Origin of the sequence: Reyranella sp., from assembly GCF_965229815.1 — a bacterium.
Taxonomy (GTDB): Bacteria; Pseudomonadota; Alphaproteobacteria; order Reyranellales; family Reyranellaceae; genus Reyranella.
On sequence record NZ_CBDDJN010000002.1, the window covers coordinates 1450321 to 1467925 of the forward strand.

A 17605-nucleotide genomic window follows, 5' to 3' on the forward strand; every position below is an offset into this window, starting at 1 on the left:
CCGGGCGGCCCCGCGTGCCCTTCTCAGCTACTTCTTCGTGACGTTCCAGAACACGGGCGCCGGGGCCTGCAGGACGCCGTCCACGTTGGAGCGCAGTGCCATCGGCGAGTACCACTGGCCGAGATGGACATGGGTCGGGTACTCGGTGACGCGCACCTGCACCGCCTCGGCGATCGCCTTCTGCTTCGCCGGATCCGTCTCCTTGGCGAAGTCGTCGCGCAGCTTCTGGATCTGCTCATCGCAGGGCCAGCCGAACATCGCCTTGTCGCAGCCGGCGTTGAAGAAGCCCGCCATGACCGGGTTCAGGATGTCGGCGGCGACCCAGGAGGTGAGGAAGGCGTTCCAGCCGCCCTTGTCCGGCGGATCCTTCTTGGCGCGGCGGCTGACCAGCGTCTGCCAGTCCATCGACTGCATGTCGACCTTGAAGCCGCCCCGCTCCATCAGGTTCTTGGCGACCGGGGCGAGGTTCGTGAGGACGGCGAGATCGGTCGACTGCATCAGCACGACCGGCGTCCCGTCATAGCCCGCCTCCTTGAGCAGCGCCTTCGACTTCTCGAAGTTGGAGTTGAGCTTGTCCTCCCAGCCCTTGTCCGTCGCCAGCGGCGTGCCGCAGACGAACATGGCCTTGCACTCCTTGTACCACTTCGCATCGCCGATCACGGCGTCGAGAAAGTCCTTCTGGTTGAAGGCGTAGAGCACGGCCTGCCGGACCTTGGGATTGTCGAACGGCTTGTGCAGGGTGTTGAAGCGGAACGTGTACTGGTTGCCCAGCGGGTTGCCGCTGAACAGCTTGACGTTCTTGTCCTTGGCCAGCACCGGCAGCAGGTCGTGCGGCGGCGATTCGAGCATGTCGACCTCGCCGTTCAGCAGCGCGTTGACAGCCGTCTGGTGGTCGCCGAGCACGCGCCACTCGACGCGGTCGACCTTGGCCACCTTGCCGCCGGCGAAGCTCGATGCCGGCTCGCTGCGCGGCTTGTACTTCGCGTTCTTCACGTAGACCGTCTTCTCGCCCGGCTTCCACTCGTCGGCCTTGAAGACGAACGGACCGGATCCGATCACGTCCTCGGGCTTGATCTGGGTGTTGGGGTCGGTCTGCGCGACGCGCTCGGGCATCATGAACGGCACGTTCGACGACGGCTTGCCGAGCGACTGGAGCACCAGGCCGTAGGGCTCCTTCAGCACCATCGTGAAGGTCTTGTCGTCGACCTTCTTGAGCTCTGCGACGCGGGCCATCAGCGACTGGCCCATCGAGTCCTTGGCGCCCCAGCGCTTGATCGAGGCGATGCAGTCGGCCGAGGTGACCGGCTTGCCGTCATGCCACTCGAGCCCGTCGCGCAGCGTGAACGTGTAGGTCAGCTTGTCCGGCGACACCTCGTACTTCTCGAGCATCTGAGGCTTGACCTCGAGCTTGTCGTCCATCGCGAACAGCGTGTCCCACACCATGTAGCCGTGGTTGCGCACGATGTAGGCGGTGGTCCAGATCGGGTCGAGGATCTTGAGATCCGAATGCATCACGACGCTGAGCGTCTCGGCGCTTGCGGTCGTCGCACCCAGGAGGCCGGCGACACTTGCGGCCGCGGCCATGGTCGCGACCGACTTCCTCAATGAGAACATTTTATAAAGACTCCCTATTTGCTTGCGCTCCCCAGTGCGCGGCATCCGAAGCAAGAATCGAGCCGCGGTAGCGGACAGTAGCAGTCGGCCACCCCCCTCTGACAAGGCGATTCGGGTCGCAGGCGGGCTAGGGGCGTGGCCTGTTCATCGCCTTTTCGAGGAGTTGCAGGACGCCCTCCGAGGCGGCCGTGGCGACGATGTCGCCAAACCCGGCCCACGACCCTTTTGCCGCGGCGAGCGGGACGGGATTCGCCTGCTCGATGTCGCCGACGGTCTTCCCCGACGGGTCCTTGACGTACCACTTCACGACGAGCTGCCCCATGCGGTCGTCGATCGGCGTCAGGCTGACGGCGCCGACCACCGTGAACACGTCGTTGCCGGGCGCGTCGACGATGACGATCTTGCTCGACCCCAGCGCCCGGCGCATGCCGGAGAAGAGTTGCTTGTTGCCGTCCGACGGCGCGCCGGTCACCGGAGCGACCTGGACCTTGACCTGCTGCTCCTTGGGCTGGGCCGCCGCGGCAGCCGTCTGCGTCGCGTTCGGCACGCTCGACGACGATAGCTGCGTGTACTCGCGCGGTTCCTCCGGCGCCACCGACAGGCCGGCGGCGACCTGGCCGATCGATCGGGCCTGGAACGTCGGCGGCTTGCCGATCAGAGTCGCGACCCGGGGGGCGGCCTGCTGGGCGATGCGGGAGACCAGGCGGTCGTTGGCTTCGCCATAGTCCTCGGGACGGGCGCGCGTGCGGCTGGTCAGCGGTTCCTGGGACCTGGCCGCGCCCGCGACGCTCCAGTCGATCTGGATCTCGATTCCCTGCTCGGCGTCGCGCGTGCTCATCACGCCGTTCACCTGGATGGGCGCCTCGGCCGGCTGGACGGCGGCGACGATCCCGTAGGACTGCAGCTCCATGGCCAGCGCTGCCGCCACGCGCTGCCCGAGCTGGGGCGGCATGTTGCGCGGTGCGGCGATGGCGAGCTCGGCCTTCTCTGCCGGCGGCCGGCGGATCGGCGCATCGGTCTGGTCGGGCTGGAACGGTCGGGGCGGCGGGCCGCAGGCGGCGAGCGCCAGCGCGGCCGCGAGGAGGAGCCAGCGACCTACATCATGGAGCATGTCGCCACCGCGCCCACCAGGCAGCACACGACGAGGATGATGAGATAGGGCATCTCAGGCTCGCAATGCGACCACCGACAGACCCCGGCCGTAGTCGCGCACGCCTTGAAGCGTGTTCCGTCGGTAGCTGAAGAAGTCGTCGCGCGCCGTCAGCGTGTCGTGACCGGTGGCCTCGGCGGCGACGCCGGCCAGGGACAGGCGGTGAAGCAGGTAGCCCGCGAGGTCGAAGAGGAAGTGGCCGGCACGGGCGGCAGGCCGGAAGAAGGCCGCGTTGCCCGCCTCCTGCGCCAGGAACGGCGCCGGGAACTCCGGCCCGACCTCGTAGGAGTCGCGGCCGATGCAGGGGCCGATGGCGGCGTGGATGCGCTCGCGCCGGGCGCCCAGACGCTCCATTGCCGCGAGCGTGGTGTCGACCACCCCGCCCAGGGCACCCTTCCAGCCGGCATGGGCGGCGCCGACCACGCCGCCGGCAGGGTCGGCGAACAGCACCGGCGCGCAGTCGGCTGCCAGCACGCCCAGCGCCACGCCCGGCCGGTCGGTGACCAGCGCATCGGCCTTGGGCGCGCCGGGCGAGGTCCAGCGCCGGTCGGCGACCGTGAGGACGTCGGTCGAATGGATCTGGTGCACGGTCAGGAGATCGGGCTCATCGAGGTCGAAGGCGGCTGCGGCGCGGCGGCGGTTCTCGCGCACATTGTCGGGCGGGTCGTCGGAGCCGTAGCCGCAGTTCAGCGAGCTGTAGAGCCCGGTGCTGACCCCGCCGGCGCGGGTGAAGAAGCGGTGCTGCACGCCGTCGAGGTCGGCCAGCGTCTTGGCGTGGATCATGCGACGTCCGTGCGAGGGTCCAAGGGAGTGTCCGGGAAGCCGGGCGGGGCGGCGCTCCCGTCGTCGCCCACGGCCAGAACTCGGAAGAGCGTGCCCATTTGATCGGAGTCGATCAAGCGAGCCAGCGCCGCATCCAGCGCATCGCGCTGCTGCGGCGTCGCGCGCGCCTTCAGAGTGCGTGCGCGCTCGGCGATGCCCAGCGCCAGAAGGAAGGCGCCCTGGCCGACCGGCCCGAAGCTGCGCGTCCCGGCGGCCTCCGCGAGGGCGGCGAAGTCGACATGGGCGCTGAGGTCGGTCTCGCCCGGACGATCGAGGAGGTCGGCGGCACGATGGCGGCGCACCGCCTGCAGCGAGCTGCCGAGCGCTCCGTCGTGGCCGTAGTCGACGATCAGCGCCCAGCCGCCGTCGCGCCGCAGGCGCGCGCCGATCGCCGCGGCGAGCGCGCGGCAGGGCTCGGACAGTTCGGCCTGCGCTCCCACCGGCGCGTCGGCCGGGAGAAGGGCGGAAAAGGGCGAAACCCCGGGAGCGAGCGCCAGGCGCAGCGTCTCGCCGTCGTCGGCCAGCCCGACCATGCGTTCGGCCCAGCCGGCGGGCGTGCGCTCGAACTGCCGCACCGGCAGGGCGTCGAAGAACTCGTTGGCGATCAGCAGCAGCGGGCCCGCGGGCACGTCCTCGAAACGGCCGTGCCAGGCCGGCGCGAGGGCGGGGCTGAAGGATGCGAGGGCATCGGCCTGCGCGAGCCGGAGGCGATCGTTGATCTCGACGAGGTGGAGATCCACGGCCGCATGGAAGCCCGGCACGCCGCGCGTGGCGCGCAGCGCGTCGGCCATCAGCGTGCCTCGCCCGGGCCCGAGCTCGACCAGCCGTACCGGGGCGGGACGGCCCATGGCGAGCCAGCGATCCGCGACCCAGGCGCCCACCATCTCGCCGAACATCTGGGAGACTTCGGGGGCCGTCGTGAAGTCGCCGGCGGCACCGACCGGCAGCGCCCTTCGGTAGTAGCCGAGGCGGGGATGCGCCAGCGCCTCCGCCGTGAAGTCGGCCAGCGAGATCGGCCCGGTGAGCGCGATGCGCCGGGCGATCAGCCGGCCGAGCTCGCCGGCCACAGGGCTCTCGTCAGGGGCTTTCGTCATGCGCGGCCCGCCCTTCCGCGGTCCATCCGCGGACCGTCACGGCAGCGCGGGGCGCCGGTAGGCCCGCACGATCAGCCAGCCGCCGCCGACCAGCAACGGCACCGACAGGATCATGCCCATGGTGAGCGGCCCCCACAGGTAGCCGAGATGCGCGTCGGGCTCGCGGAAGAACTCGCCGACGATGCGCGCTACGCCGTAGCCGAAGCCGAAGACACCGGTCAGCAGGCCCGGCCGTCGCCGTCCGTCGGTCAGCCGCCACACCGCGACGACGACGATGGTGAGCGCAATCCCCTCGAGGAAGGCCTGGTAGAGCTGGCTGGGATGGCGCGGCAGCGGACCGCCGCGCGGGAAGACCATCGCCCACGGCACGTCGCTGACGCGGCCCCACAGCTCGCCGTTGATGAAGTTGGCGAGGCGGCCGAGGAACAGGCCGGTCGGCGCCACGATCGACGTCAGGTCCGACAGCATCAGCGGGTTGGTGTTGTTGCGCCACGCGAAGGCCAGCACGGCGACGATGACGCCGAGCAGGCCGCCGTGGAAGGACATGCCGCCTTCCCACACCGTGAGGATCGAGAGCGGATGCGTGAGGTAGAAGCCCGGCTTGTAGAACAGCACGTAGCCCAGCCGGCCGCCCAGGATGACGCCCAGCGCCGCCCACATCAGGAAGTCGTCGATCTTCACCGGCGTCAGCACCTTGGGCGGCTGCTCGCACACCCGGCGCATGACCTGCCAGCCGATGACCAGCCCGGCGATGTAGGCGAGGGCGTACCAGCGGATCGCGAACGGACCGATCTCGACCAGCACCGGATCGATGGCGGGAAAGGGAATGACGAGGGGGTTCATTGCCCGAAGCTTATAGCCGGCCCGACGCGGCGGCAGAATGGCAGGCGCTCAAATGGTCGCGGCGCCGGCCTTGGGGGCCGGCGCCGCTGGGACGATCCGAACGAGGAGTTCTTCTTCTTGCGAGAGGGGGCGTCGGAGGGTCCGTTGGGGGTCAGGCTTCGCCGACGGTCTCGAGGATCGAGGCCGTCAGGGCATCGAGGGGCGACTTGCCGGCCCAGACGACGTACTGGAAGGCCGGGTAGAAGCGCTCGCTCTCGCTGATCGCGACCTCGACGAGGTCGCTCAGCTGCTCGGGCGTGAGGCCTGTGGTGCCGCGCAGCGGGATGGCGTGGCGGAACATCGGCAGGCCTTCGTCGGTCCAGAGATCGAAATGGCCGAGCCACATCTTCTCGTTGATCAGCGCCAGGAGCACATGGATGTCGTTGTGGCGCTCGGTCGGGATGCGCACGTCGTAGGCGCAGGTGAAGTGCAGCGCCTCGACGTCCTCGCGCCAGCTGAAGAACATGCGGTAGTCGCACCACCGGCCGGCAACCTCGACGGCGATCTCGCGCTCCGATGTCCGGTCGAAAGGCCAGTCGTTCGCGGCGACGACGTTCTCGATCATCTCGAGCGGGTTGATGTCTTTGTGCTTGCTCCGCTCGTGTCGCGATAAGGACATCGACCCACTCCCCAACCATTTCCGCCTGGCGGCTTGTAAGTACCGTTTCTACCGGCGGTCGGCCGACATATCGTGGTGGGTACCCAACAACCCACTACCCGTAGATTGCCAAAGGATCGGCCTGCCGGCAATAAAAAATCGGGCCGATTTCGGGGAAAGACTCAGTGATTCCATGAATTTAATCCCCAGAGCTAAGATTCGAGTCGTGAAATTCCGCCGTACGAATCGCGTCAGGGTCCCGGCCTTGGCGCCCCGCGGGTTCCGACAAGCGAACGCCCGAACGTGTCCTGAATCCTGTTGTTGCAGGTCCCGCGCGACGCGCTCATGATTGTCGACAATCGACGATTGACGCTTGATGGCTGTAATTTCGTCTCCTGACTCCTTCGCGGCGGCGCCGGGAATCGACCGGCTGCCCAAGGCGACCCTGCGCGCGCACATCGCCGAACGCCTGCGCTCGGCGATCCTGGCCGGCGACATCGCGCCGGGCGCGCCGATCACCGAGACGGCGCTGTCGGCGCGGTTCGACGTGAGCCGCGGGCCGCTGCGCGAGGCACTGCGCCAGCTCGTCGAGGAAGGGCTGCTGGTGACCGTGCCCTACACCGGCACGCACGTCGCCTCGCTGTCGGTTGCCGACGTCCAGGAGATCTATTCGCTGCGCACCACGCTCGAGGTCTTCGCCTTCGAGCTGGTTTGGGACCGTCGCGACGCCGCGTTCCGGGACGAGCTGCACCGGCGCAACCGCGCGCTGCTCGCCAGCATCGATGCCGGCGACGACCGCACCAGCATCTCGACCGAGCTCGAACTGCACGGGCTGGTCTACGAGGCGAGCGGCCACGCGCTGCTGCAGCGCGTCTGGCACGGGCTGCGCGGCCGCCTGCAGCTCTACTGGGCGGCCCACCATCGCGCCCACGGCCGCCGCGGGCCGCGCCGCGACAGCCACGACAGCTACATCGCCGCCGCGCTGGGCGACGATCTCGCCGCGCTGCGGCTCGAGATCGCCGACCACATGCGCCGCGGCGCGGCGGTCACGGAGAAGTTCGTCTCGGGGACATCGAACAAGGGAGACATGACATGACGATCAAGCGTCGCCACGCCCTCATCGGGCTCGGAGCCGGCCTCGCCCTGCCGGTGCTGCTGCCGGCCATCGCGCGCGCCGGTACGCTCGAGGAGGCCAAGAAGCGCGGCACGTTCCGCGTCGGCGTCACCCAGGCGCCGCCCTGGTTCTCCAAGGATCCCAAGACCGGCCAGTGGACGTCGGGTCTCGGCATCTCGATGGGCAAGGCCATGGCCGACAAGCTCGGCGTGAAGATGGAGACGGTCGAGGTGAGCTGGGGCAACGCGATCGCCGCCCTGCAGGCCGACAAGATCGACATCATGTTCATGCTCGACGCCACGGCGGAGCGCAAGAAGGCGGTCGATTTCCCGGCCTCGCCGCTGCTCTACTACTCGCTCGCGGTGCTGGCGCGCGACGACCTGCCAGCGAAGACCTGGGCCGAGCTCGACAAGCCCAGCGTCAAGATCGCGGTGCCGCAGGGCTCGTCGATGGACCGTTTCGTGGGCGAGTTCGCGCCCAAGGCGGACCTGCAGCGCTTCCCGGACAATGCCGCGTCGATCGCCGCCTTCCAGTCCGGCCGAGTCGACGCCGTCTGCCTCTTCCATCCGCCGCTGCTGGCGGCGCGGCAGAAGCTCGGCAAGGGCAAGATCGTGGTGCCGACCCCGGCCAAGTCGCAGGCCTCGAGCGCGGCGGTGCGCCAGGGCGATCCCGCCTTCGTGTCCTGGGTCGATCAGCAGTTCGCCGAGTACTACAAGAGCGGCCAGACGCAGAAATGGTACGAGGCGGCGCTCGCCGACTTCGGCCTCGATCCCAAGCAGGCGCCGCCGGTCATGAAGGAGATGATCAAGTAGCGTGGCCTATCAATGGGATTTCACTCCCGTCGTCGCCAACGCTGACCTGCTGGCGCAGGGGCTGGTCAACACGCTGAAGGTCACCGCCACGTCGCTCGTCTGCGGCCTGGCGCTTGGCCTGGTTCTGGCGCTGTTGCGGCTCTCGCGCCGGCGCCTGGCGTCGTGGCCGGCCGGCTTCGTCATCGAGGTCTTCCGCACCACGCCGCCCCTGGTCCAGCTCTTCTGGTTCTTCTTCGCCCTGCCGCTGATCGCCGGCATCGCGATGACGCCGTTTCTGGCCGCGATCGCGACCTTCTCCATCCAGTCGGCGGCCTTCTTCGCCGAGGTCTTCCGCGCCGGCATCGTGTCGGTCGAGCGCGGCCAGTGGGACGGCGCGCGGGCGATCGGCATGACGCATGGCCAGGCGCTGCGCCGCGTGGTGCTGCCGCAGGCGGTCAAGCGCATGATCCCGGCCTTCCTCGAGCGCGCCATCGAGCTGATGAAGACCACGACCCTGGTCGCCACCATCGCCTATGCCGACCTGCTCTACGCCGCCAACGAGATCGCCCAGAAGACCTTCCGGCCACTCGAGGCCTTCACGGTCGCGGCCCTGATCTATTTCGTCGTCATCACCGCGCTCAGCCTGGTGGCGCGGCGCTTCGAGCGCCGGCTGGCGGTCAGCGGCGAGGCCACGGTGCACTGATGGCGCAGTGGGACTTCGCCTCGGTCCTCGCCAACAGCGACGCGCTGCTGGCCGGTGCGCTGGGCACGCTGCACCTCTTCGCGATCTGCCTCGTGGCCGGCCTCGGCCTCGGGATGGTGGTCGGGCTCGGCCGCTACTCGCACCGGCGGCTCTTCTCCTGGCCGGCCACGGCCTTCGTCGAGTTCTTCCGCAACACGCCGGTGCTGGTCCAGATCCTGTGGTTCTACTTCGCGCTTCCGATCCTGGCGCCGTTCGCGATCAGCCCGCTGGCGGCCGCGGCGCTCGGCATCTCGCTCAACTCGGCGGCCTTCGCGGCCGAGATCTATCGCGGCGGCATCCAGTCGATCGATCGCGGCCAGTGGGACGGCGCGCGGGCGATCGGCATGAGCTGGTCTCAGGCGATGCGGCGCATCATCCTGCCGCAGGCGCTGAAGCGCATGACGCCCGCGCTGACCAACCGCGCCATCGAGATCTTCAAGATGACCACGCTGGCCTCGGCCGTGGCCTATGTCGAGCTGCTGCAGCAGGCCAAGCTGATCGCCTCGCTCAACTTCAACCCGATCGAGGCCTACACGGCGGTCGCGGTCATCTTCTTCGTGTTCCTGTGGCCGCTGGTCCAGGCCACCTACTGGCTCGAGCGGCGGCTGGCGAGGGACGAATGACCATCCTCGCCGTCGCCGGCCTCACCAAGCGTTTCGGCGGCCACACCGTGCTGGCCGGCATCGACCTCGACGTCGCCAGGGGCGAGCGCATCGCCGTGCTCGGCGCCTCGGGCTCGGGCAAGTCGACCCTGCTGCGCTGCCTCAACTTCATGGAGATGCCGGACGGCGGCACGGTCACCCTCGACGGCCGGACGGTCGGCCGCAGCGAGCGCGAGCTCGTGCAGGTGCGCCAGCGCGTCGGCATGGTGTTCCAGCAGTTCAACCTCTTCCCGCACATGACGGCGCTGGGCAACGTCATGGAGGGGCTGCGCACGGTGCGCCGCGTCCCCAAGCAAGAGGCGCAGGCCCGCGCCGAGCGCGAGCTGGCCCGCGTCGGCCTGGCCGACAAGGCGGCGCAGTATCCCGCCCACCTGTCGGGCGGCCAGAAGCAGCGCGTCGCCATCGCCCGCGCGCTCGCCATGGATCCCGAGCTGCTGCTGTTCGACGAGCCGACCTCGGCGCTCGATCCCGAGCTGGTGGGCGAGGTGCTGGGTGTCATCCGCTCGCTGGCCGAGGAGGGGCGGACCATGCTGCTGGTCACCCATGAGCTCGGCTTCGCCTATCACGTGGCGACGCGCGTGATCTTCCTGGCCGACGGCACGATCCACGAGCAGGGCACGCCCGACGAGGTACTGAAGCATCCGCGCCGCGAGCGCACCCGGGCGTTCATTGCCCGCCACAAGGAATTCAGTCTCTAGCGCGTTCAGACGCGCTGGCGGGCGGCAGCGCCTTCCGAGGCGAGAGAGCCCGCACGGTGCAGAACAGATGAGATCGGACGTAAAGGAAACGAGCGACATGACGACGGAGCAGGCAAGCGCCCAGGCCTACATGGCCGATGCGCGCAACGAGCAGGTGCTGGTCTACGTCAACGGCGCGTTCGTGCCGCGCGACGAGGCGCGCGTCTCGGTGTTCGATTCCGGCTTCGTGCTGGGCGACGGCGTGTGGGAAGGGCTGCGCCTGGTCAAGGGCCGGCTGATCAGCCTCGAGGCCCATCTCGACCGGCTGTTCGAGGGCGCGCGCTCGATCCAGCTCGACATCGGGCTCGACCGCGCGGGCGTCGTGAAAGCGGTGCAGGACACGCTCGACCGCAACGGCATGACCGACGGCGCGCACATCCGGCTGATGGTGACGCGCGGCGTCAAGAAGACGCCCAACCAGGACCCGCGCTTCGTGATCGGCCCGGCCACCATCGTCATCGTGGCCGAGTACAAGAGGCCGGTGCCCGAGGCCAAGGAGAAAGGCTATGCGCTTTTCACCTCGACCTTCCGCACGACCGGGCCCGACCAGTTCGACCTGCGCCTGAACTCGCATTCGCGCCTGAACCTGATCCAGGCGCTGATCCAGGCCATCAACGCCGGCGCCGACGAGGCGCTGATGCTCGATCCCCGCGGCTTCGTCGCCTCGTGCAACTCGACCAACTTCTTCATCGTGCGCGGCCGCGAGATCTGGACCTCGACCAGCCTCTACAGCTTCAAGGGCATCACCCAGGCCAACGTGGTCGACGCCTGGCGCGCCGCCGGCCACGTCGCGCGCGAATGCGACTTCACCCTGGCCCAGGTCTACTCCGCCGACGAGGCCTTCGTGACCGGCACGCTGGGCGGCGTCACGCCCGTGACGAAGGTCGACGGCCGCCTCATCGCCGACGGCAAGGCCGGCAAGGTCACCAAGGAGGCGAGCGATCTCTACTTGCGGTCGGTCGGCGCCCTCTGACTAGAATGGCGGCATGAGCCCGCTTCCCCTGCGCTCGATCGAGGCCTTCGTCGTGGTCGCGCGCGAGCGTGGCTTGGGCCGCTCGGCCAGCCGGCTCGGCATCACCGTGCCGGCGGTGAGCCGCCGGCTCCGCATCCTCGAGCAGCACCTCGGCACCCGCCTGTTCGATCGCACGCCGCGCGGCCTCGCGCTCACCGCCGCCGGCGAGCGCTACATCGCCGAGCTCGGCCCTGCCTGGGACTCTGTGCGCGCCGCCACGGAGGCGGCGCGGATGCCCCGGCGGGGCCGCTCGCTCACGGTCAGCGTCATCCCGACCTTTGCGGCCAACTGGCTGGTGCCGCGGCTGGTCGACGGCCATGCGCGCCTGCGCGGCCTCGACGTGTCCCTGGAGACGTCGGCGGACATTATCGAGCTCGCCGAGCGCCGCGACCTCGATTGCGCCGTCCGTCTCGGCCGGGGGCCGTGGGCCGGCACGGTGAGCGAGCGGATCCTGCCCATAGAGGCCTACCCGGTGGCGCGTCCGGGGTTCGTCGCCGGCGACCGCCTGGGCGGCGCGGCGGACCTGGCCCGCCACACGCTGGTCGGCTCCAGCCACCAGCCCGACTTCTGGCCGGAATGGTTCCGGCTGAACGGCGCGGCCTTCCACTGTGGCGCCTGCCGCAGCTTCGACAACCTGCAGCTCGTCTACGAAGCCGCCGCAGCCGGGCTCGGCATTGCCATCGGCCTCGACCCGCTGGTGCGCCCTTACGTGGAAAACGGCCGGCTCGTGCGCCTGCGGCCGGACGCCGTCACGCTCTCGCGCAGCTTTCACCTCGTGCGGCGCGCCGACGGCGCGGCCGACCGGCGCGTCGCGCGTTTCGGCGCGTGGCTGCGGACCGAGGCGGCGCGCGCCGCCTGAGCCTTCAGGATTCCTGAAGCCGCGCGTCGCGGGACTGAATGTCCGTGCGGCAACCCCCTCGTTACCGTCGGCCATCATCCGACCGCGCAAGGACGCCACCCGTGACCGCCTATCGCCTCCACTACTTCCCGGAATCCGGCAACAGCTACAAGCTCGCGCTGATGCTCACCCTGTGCGGCCAGACCTTCGAGCCGGTGTGGACGGATTTCGGCGGCGGCGTCACGCGGACGGCGCGCTGGCGGGCAACGGTGAACGAAATGGGCGAGATTCCCGTGCTGGAGGAGGACGGCAAGCGGCTCACCCAGACGGCGCCGCTGCTGCTGCGCCTCGCCGGGCGCTACGGCCGGTTCGGCGGCCGCGACGACGACGAGCGCTTCGAGGTCCTGCGCTGGCTGTTCTGGGACAATCACAAGCTCACGGGCTATCTCGCGACCTATCGCTACCACCGCGCCTTCACGCCCGCGCCCGACGCGGCGGTCCTCGCCTACCTGCGCCGGCGCATCGACGACTATCTCTCCATCCTGGAAAGGCACGTCGGCGAGCGCCCGTTCGTGGTCGGCGACCGGCCGACCGTCGCCGACCTGTCGATGATGGCCTATCTCTCGTTTCCCGGGCACGAGGCGGGCTACGACCTCGCGGTCTCCCATCCCGGCATCCACGCCTGGCTGTCACGGCTGGCCGGCCTGCCCGGCTGGCAGGCGCCGTACGACCTGCTGCCCGGTCCGCGCCTGCGCTGCTACGTCGAGGAGTGGGCGGCTACTCCGCCGCCAGCTTCCGCGCCGCCCGCGGATCGCGGGTGAGGAGCCCATCGGCGAGGTCGCGCTCGATCAGGGAGTCGGGACGCTCGCCGAGGCGGCCGAAGCCGCCGCCGCCGCCCACGAACATCTCGACCACGTCGCCCTTGCCGAGGTCGACGGCGGCCTTGCTCTTCAGCTCCTGCACGGTGCCGTCGGCGCGGTGGATGCGGCAATAGCCGCGCTGTCCGGGCTCGCCGCCCTGCAGCCCCTCGGGGGCGAGGCGGAAGCGGTCGGAGTAGATGGCGAGCTGCACGTCGTCGCGCAGGATCTCGCAGCGGCGGGAGAAGCCCGCGCCGCCGCGCCGCGCGCCCAGGCCGAACGAATCGGGCGCGAGCTCGTAGCCGACGATGCGGAAGAAGTCGTAGTCGATGTCGAGCGATTCGACCGGTGCGTTGGAGCAGTTGCTGAGCGGCGAATCGACCGCGTCGCAGCCGTCGGCATCCTTCGACGCGCCGTAGCCGCCGCCGAAGATTTCGAGATAGACGCTGTAGCCCCGCTCGCCGAGATGGCTGAGGCAGAAGGCCGTGGTGCAGTCGAAGCCGGTGGCGATCACCTTGTCGGGCAGCGCCTGGGCCAGCGCCTTCATGACGGCGTTGAACACGCGGTAGGCCGGGATCATGCGCGCCCGCACCGGCGCCGGCGGCCGCGGGTTGAGCAGCGAGCCGTAGGGCACCTTGATGCGGATCGGCCGCGCCATGCCCTCGTTGTAGAGGATGTCGGGGCTGGTCAGCACCGACTTCACGCAGGCGAGCGCGGCGGAGAGCGTGCTGGAATAGGGGCAGTTCAGGTTGCGCTTGACCTGCGGGCAGGTGCCCTCGAAGTCGATCTCGACCGAATCCTCCTTGATCGTGACCTGCGCCTTGATGACCAGCGGATCGTCGCTGAGACCGTCGTCGTCGATCGCATCCTCGCCGTGGAAGGTGCCCTTGGGCGCCTGGGCGATGGCGGCGCGGACGCGGCGCTCGGAATAGTCCTGCATCTCGGCCATCGCCGCCTCGACCTTGTCGGCGCCGTAGCGCTCGCAGAGCTGGCGGACGCGCTCGGCGCCGATGGCGTTGGCGGCGAACTGGGCGTTGAAGTCGCCGATCGTGAGGTCGGGCACGCGCACGTTGGCCGTCACCAGCCGCTCGAACGAGCCGCCGTTCCAGTCGTGGGCGAAGCTGTACTTGCTGGGCGGGAAGCGGAGCCCCTCCTGGTAGACGTCGGAGGCGTGGATGTTGAGCCCCGGCGCGCCGCCGCCGAGATCGAGGTGATGGGCCACCGAGGCGCCGAAGCCCACGACGCGGCCGGCGACGAAGATCGGCGTGAAGATGAACACGTCGGGAATGTGCTGGCCGCCCTCGAACGGGTCGTTGTTGATCAGGAAGTCGCCTTCCTTCAGCGTCTCGACGGGATGGCGCTTCAGGCAGGCGCGCAGCGTCTCGCCGATCGGGCCGAGCTGCATGGGGATGAGCTCGGCCTGCGCCACCGTGTTGCCGTGGCGATCCATCAGGCCGGCCGAGCCGTCGCGCGCCTCGCGCAGGATGGTCGAGTAGGCCGAGCGGATCAGCTTCACGCCCATCTCGCGCGCCGCGGCGATCAGCGCCTGGCTGATGACGGCATAGTCGATCGGACTGAGAGCGGTCATGTCGGTCTCCGCAGGATCAGGTTGTCGGCCTCGTCGAGCGTCGCCGTCCAGCCGGGCGGCACCCAGGTCGTGGCGGTATAGCCCTCGATCACGGCCGGGCCGGCGACCGCCTGGCCGGCCGACAGCGCCTCGGCGGTGTGGCGGGCGCAGTCGATCCAGTCCTCGCCGTGGAAGACGCGCGTGCTCTCGGCCGGTCCCGCCGCCAGCCGCTCGCGGTCGAGGCGCGGCGGCGTGCCGATCGGGAGCGTGGCGCCGACGCGCAGGGTCACGATCTCGACCGGCCGGTCGAGCGTGGCGCCGTGCATGAAGGTGCGATGATGGGCGTCGGCGAACAGCGCGGCGAGGGAGGTCGCGTCGAGCGCATCGACCCTGTCGGCCGGGACCTCGACGCCGACCTCGAAGGCCTGGCCGACGAAGCGCATGTCGAGCGTGTGGGTGTAGACCAGCGCGCCGGGGAGCTTCATGTCGGCGAACTGCGCCGCCAGCCGCGCCCGCATCTCACCGAACAGCCGGCCGGCCTCGGATGCGGCCGCCTCGTCGAGCTTCATCTTGCGCGTGACGGCGTCGAACTTGGTGTAGTCCGAGGCGACCAGACCGTAGGCCGAGATGACGCCGGCATTGGGCGGCACGACGATGGTCGCGATGCCGAGCTCCTCGGCGATGCGGGCGGCGTGCAGCGGCCCGGCGCCGCCGAACGGCACCAGCGCATAGTCGCGCGGGTCGCGGCCGCGCTCGGTCGAGACGAGCTGGATGGCGCGCACTATGTTGGCGTCGGCGAGCTGCAGGGCAGAGGACGCCGCCTGCTCGACGCTCAGCCCGAAGCGCCCGGCCAACGGCTCGAAGGCGCGCCGCGCCGCCGCGCCGTCGAGCTCCATGCGGCCGCCCAGGAAGGCGCCGGGCCGGATGGTGCCGATCACGATATGGGCGTCGGTCGTGGCGGGCTCGGTGCCGCCCTTGCCGTAGCAGGCGGGACCGGGATCGGCGCCGGCGCTCTGCGGGCCGACGCGCAGCATGCCGCCATCGTCCACCCAGGCGAGCGAGCCGCCGCCGGCGCCTACCGACACGATGTCGAGCACCGGCGTGCGGATCGGCAGGCCGTCGATCTCGCTTTCCGAGGCGAGGGACGGCCTACCGTCCTGCACCAGGCAGACGTCGGTCGAGGTGCCGCCCATGTCGAAGGTGATGAGGTCGCGGAAGCCCGAGCGCGCCGCCTGGCGCGTCGCGCCGACCACGCCGGCCGCCGGTCCCGAATAGAGCGCGGTGATGGCGCTCTGGCGCATCGCCTCGGCCGGCAGCCGTCCTCCGTTCGACTGCATGACCGTGAAGCGGCCCGTGAAGCCGGCGCCCGCCAGCTTGTCCTCGAAGCGGTGCAGGTAGCCGTCGATCACCGGCTGGACATAGGCCGAGAGCAGCGTCGTGGAGGCGCGCTCGAACTCGCGGAACTCGCGCGCCACCTGGTGGCTCGCCGTCACCAGCACGTCGGGCAGCGCCGCGGTGACCAGCGCCGACAGCCGCTGCTCGTGCGCCGGGTTGGCATAGGCGTTGAGCAGGCAGATCGCGACGGCGCGGTAGCCGCCGGCCCGCAATGCCGGGATCAGGGCGGCCGCGACCGCCGCCTCGTCGAGCGGCGTCTCGACCGTGCCGTCGGCGGCAAGCCTTTCGCTCACCTCGAAACAGTCCCTGCGCCGCACCGGCGGCGCCGGCTTGGCGTAGAACAGGTCGTAGATGTTGCGCCGGTCGTGGCGCTGCATGAACAGGAGGTCGCGGAAGCCTGCCGTCGCCACGAAGGCCACGGCCGCGCCCTTGCGCTCCAGCACGGCATTGGTGGCGACGGTCGAGCCGTGGCCGAGATCCTCGATGGCGGCGAGATCGACGCCCGACGCCGTCAGCGCGGCAAAGGCGCCGACGTCGGGGCTGCGCGGCGTGCTCGGCACCTTGGTGACGACGACCCTGCCGCCCTCGACGGCCACCAGGTCGGTGAAGGTGCCGCCGACCTCGACGCCGACGCGCATCAGGCCTGCGGCCCGCCCAGCCGGGTCTGCAGCTCGGCGATCTGCTTCCTGAGCTCCTCGTTCTCCTCGCGGGCCTTGGCGGCCATCGCCTTCACCGCCTCGAACTCGTCGCGGCGGGGGATGTCCATGCCGTCGAGGATCTTGGCGATCTGGTCACGGAAACGGGCCTCGACCTCGTCCTTCACGCCGCTCAGCGCGCCCATGGCGCCGTTGGCCACCTTGGTGAGGTCGTCGAGAAAGGGGTTGCGGGTCTGCATGGCTGTGACTCCTGACGCGGCCTTCTCTTGGGATGCGTCGAGTATGGGCGGCTGGTAGCATCCCATCAAGAACGCCAGGGGATTCAATCGGAGGACGCCGTGGGTCTGGTCAACGTCGAATCGAGCGAAGGCATCACCACCATCACCATGACGCGCGCCGAGAAGCGCAACGCGCTGAATCAGGCACTGTGCGACGAGCTCATGGACGCCTATGTCGCCTTCGAGGCCGGCGGCGACCAGGTGGCCATCCTCCAGGCTGAAGGGCCGGCCTTCTGCGTCGGCGCCGACCTCAAGGAACCGCCCGGCGCGATGTGGAAGGCGGTGCCGCATGTCAGCCACAAGCTCAGCAAGCCGGTGATCGCCGCGACCCAGGGCTGGGTAATCGGTGGGGCGATCTGCATGGTCATGACCTGCGACCTGATGGTGTCCGCCGACACGACCAAGTTCATGTATCCGGAGGCCAAGGTCGGCGTGTTCGGCGGCCTGATGCCCGGCATCGTGTCGCGCATGCCGCACAAGGTCGCCATGGAGCTGCTGCTGCTCGGCGAGGAGATCTCCGTGAAGCGCGCCTACGATGTCGGCTTCGTGAACAAGGTCGTGCCGCTCGGCGAGGAACGGCAGGAGGCCCGTCGCATGGCCAAGGTGATCGCCGATTCCGCGCCGCTGGTCATCCGAACGCTCCGCGACTTCGCCAACCAGACCCTGCCGCGCGGCCCGGCCGAGATCTTCGTGCCGGAACGCTTCAAGCTCGAGCGCATCGCCGGCAGCGAGGACCGCAAGGAGGGCGCCACTGCCTTCCGCGAGAAGCGCGCCGCGCGCTTCAAGGGGCGGTAGG

At 69.8% G+C, this 17605-nt stretch carries 18 protein-coding genes; 9 read left to right on the plus strand and 9 right to left on the minus strand.

Annotated features, from left to right (window positions below):
- Positions 1–27 precede the first annotated feature (27 nt).
- The 6 genes from ACO073_RS07360 to ACO073_RS07385 form a co-directional block, all read right to left on the minus strand.
- Positions 28–1614, minus strand: coding sequence for an ABC transporter substrate-binding protein (locus tag ACO073_RS07360; protein WP_421996508.1), 1587 nt, complete (start codon positions 1612–1614; stop codon positions 28–30).
- A gap of 127 nt (positions 1615–1741) precedes the next feature.
- Positions 1742–2725, minus strand: coding sequence for a hypothetical protein (locus ACO073_RS07365; protein ID WP_421996509.1), 984 nt, complete (start codon positions 2723–2725; stop codon positions 1742–1744).
- A 54-nt stretch (positions 2726–2779) separates the two neighbouring features.
- Positions 2780–3547 carry a peptidoglycan editing factor PgeF gene (gene pgeF, locus ACO073_RS07370; protein WP_421996510.1) on the minus strand — a complete coding sequence of 256 codons (768 nt, stop codon included), beginning with the start codon at positions 3545–3547 and terminating at the stop codon, positions 2780–2782.
- The gene (locus ACO073_RS07375) at positions 3544–4680 is read right to left on the minus strand and encodes a class I SAM-dependent methyltransferase (protein WP_421996511.1); all 1137 of its coding nucleotides are present in this window, start codon (positions 4678–4680) and stop codon (positions 3544–3546) included. Before ACO073_RS07375 ends, pgeF begins: the two co-directional genes overlap by 4 nt.
- A 36-nt stretch (positions 4681–4716) precedes the next feature.
- Positions 4717–5523 (minus strand): prolipoprotein diacylglyceryl transferase, encoded by an 807-nt coding sequence (gene lgt, locus ACO073_RS07380; RefSeq protein ID WP_421996512.1) that lies wholly within the window; start codon positions 5521–5523, stop codon positions 4717–4719.
- A 151-nt stretch (positions 5524–5674) separates the two neighbouring features.
- Positions 5675–6181 (minus strand): YbjN domain-containing protein, encoded by a 507-nt coding sequence (locus tag ACO073_RS07385; protein ID WP_421996513.1) that lies wholly within the window; start codon positions 6179–6181, stop codon positions 5675–5677.
- Between the two features lie 355 nt (positions 6182–6536).
- On the opposite strand from ACO073_RS07385, the gene ACO073_RS07390 reads away from it, so the two are divergent.
- From ACO073_RS07390 to ACO073_RS07425, 8 genes are all read left to right on the plus strand, one after another.
- On the plus strand, positions 6537–7256 hold the full coding sequence (locus ACO073_RS07390) for a GntR family transcriptional regulator (protein WP_421996514.1): 720 nt from the start codon (positions 6537–6539) through the stop codon (positions 7254–7256).
- Positions 7253–8086, plus strand: coding sequence for a transporter substrate-binding domain-containing protein (locus ACO073_RS07395; protein WP_421996515.1), 834 nt, complete (start codon positions 7253–7255; stop codon positions 8084–8086). The genes ACO073_RS07390 and ACO073_RS07395 overlap by 4 nt, the downstream gene beginning before the upstream one ends.
- Before the next feature lies 1 nt (position 8087).
- Positions 8088–8768 (plus strand): amino acid ABC transporter permease, encoded by a 681-nt coding sequence (locus ACO073_RS07400; RefSeq protein WP_421996516.1) that lies wholly within the window; start codon positions 8088–8090, stop codon positions 8766–8768.
- Positions 8768–9430, plus strand: a complete 663-nt coding sequence (locus tag ACO073_RS07405; protein WP_421996517.1) for an amino acid ABC transporter permease — start codon at positions 8768–8770, stop codon at positions 9428–9430. The genes ACO073_RS07400 and ACO073_RS07405 overlap by 1 nt, the downstream gene beginning before the upstream one ends.
- A complete protein-coding gene (locus ACO073_RS07410; protein ID WP_421996518.1) occupies positions 9427–10167 on the plus strand; it encodes an amino acid ABC transporter ATP-binding protein in 741 nt (246 codons plus the stop codon). The genes ACO073_RS07405 and ACO073_RS07410 overlap by 4 nt, the downstream gene beginning before the upstream one ends.
- Before the next feature lie 97 nt (positions 10168–10264).
- Complete coding sequence (locus tag ACO073_RS07415; RefSeq protein WP_421996519.1) at positions 10265–11179, plus strand: aminotransferase class IV; 915 nt, start codon at positions 10265–10267, stop codon at positions 11177–11179.
- Between the two features lie 13 nt (positions 11180–11192).
- On the plus strand, positions 11193–12077 hold the full coding sequence (locus ACO073_RS07420) for a LysR substrate-binding domain-containing protein (RefSeq protein WP_421996520.1): 885 nt from the start codon (positions 11193–11195) through the stop codon (positions 12075–12077).
- Between the two features lie 101 nt (positions 12078–12178).
- A complete protein-coding gene (locus ACO073_RS07425; RefSeq protein ID WP_421996521.1) occupies positions 12179–12877 on the plus strand; it encodes a glutathione S-transferase family protein in 699 nt (232 codons plus the stop codon).
- On the opposite strand, the gene ACO073_RS07430 is transcribed toward ACO073_RS07425, so the two are convergent.
- The 3 genes from ACO073_RS07430 to ACO073_RS07440 are packed head-to-tail and all read right to left on the minus strand — an operon-like array spanning position 12834 to position 16770.
- Positions 12834–14501 (minus strand): hydantoinase B/oxoprolinase family protein, encoded by a 1668-nt coding sequence (locus tag ACO073_RS07430; RefSeq protein WP_421996522.1) that lies wholly within the window; start codon positions 14499–14501, stop codon positions 12834–12836. The two genes, ACO073_RS07425 and ACO073_RS07430, sit on opposite strands and share 44 nt — an antisense overlap.
- Positions 14498–16513 carry a hydantoinase/oxoprolinase family protein gene (locus tag ACO073_RS07435; RefSeq protein ID WP_421996523.1) on the minus strand — a complete coding sequence of 672 codons (2016 nt, stop codon included), beginning with the start codon at positions 16511–16513 and terminating at the stop codon, positions 14498–14500. The genes ACO073_RS07430 and ACO073_RS07435 overlap by 4 nt, the downstream gene beginning before the upstream one ends.
- Positions 16513–16770 carry an accessory factor UbiK family protein gene (locus tag ACO073_RS07440; RefSeq protein ID WP_421996524.1) on the minus strand — a complete coding sequence of 86 codons (258 nt, stop codon included), beginning with the start codon at positions 16768–16770 and terminating at the stop codon, positions 16513–16515. The genes ACO073_RS07435 and ACO073_RS07440 overlap by 1 nt, the downstream gene beginning before the upstream one ends.
- 99 nt (positions 16771–16869) lie before the next feature.
- Between ACO073_RS07440 and ACO073_RS07445 the strand changes: the two genes are divergently transcribed.
- Positions 16870–17604, plus strand: coding sequence for an enoyl-CoA hydratase/isomerase family protein (locus tag ACO073_RS07445; protein WP_421996525.1), 735 nt, complete (start codon positions 16870–16872; stop codon positions 17602–17604).
- The last annotated feature ends 1 nt before the right edge of the window (position 17605 follow it).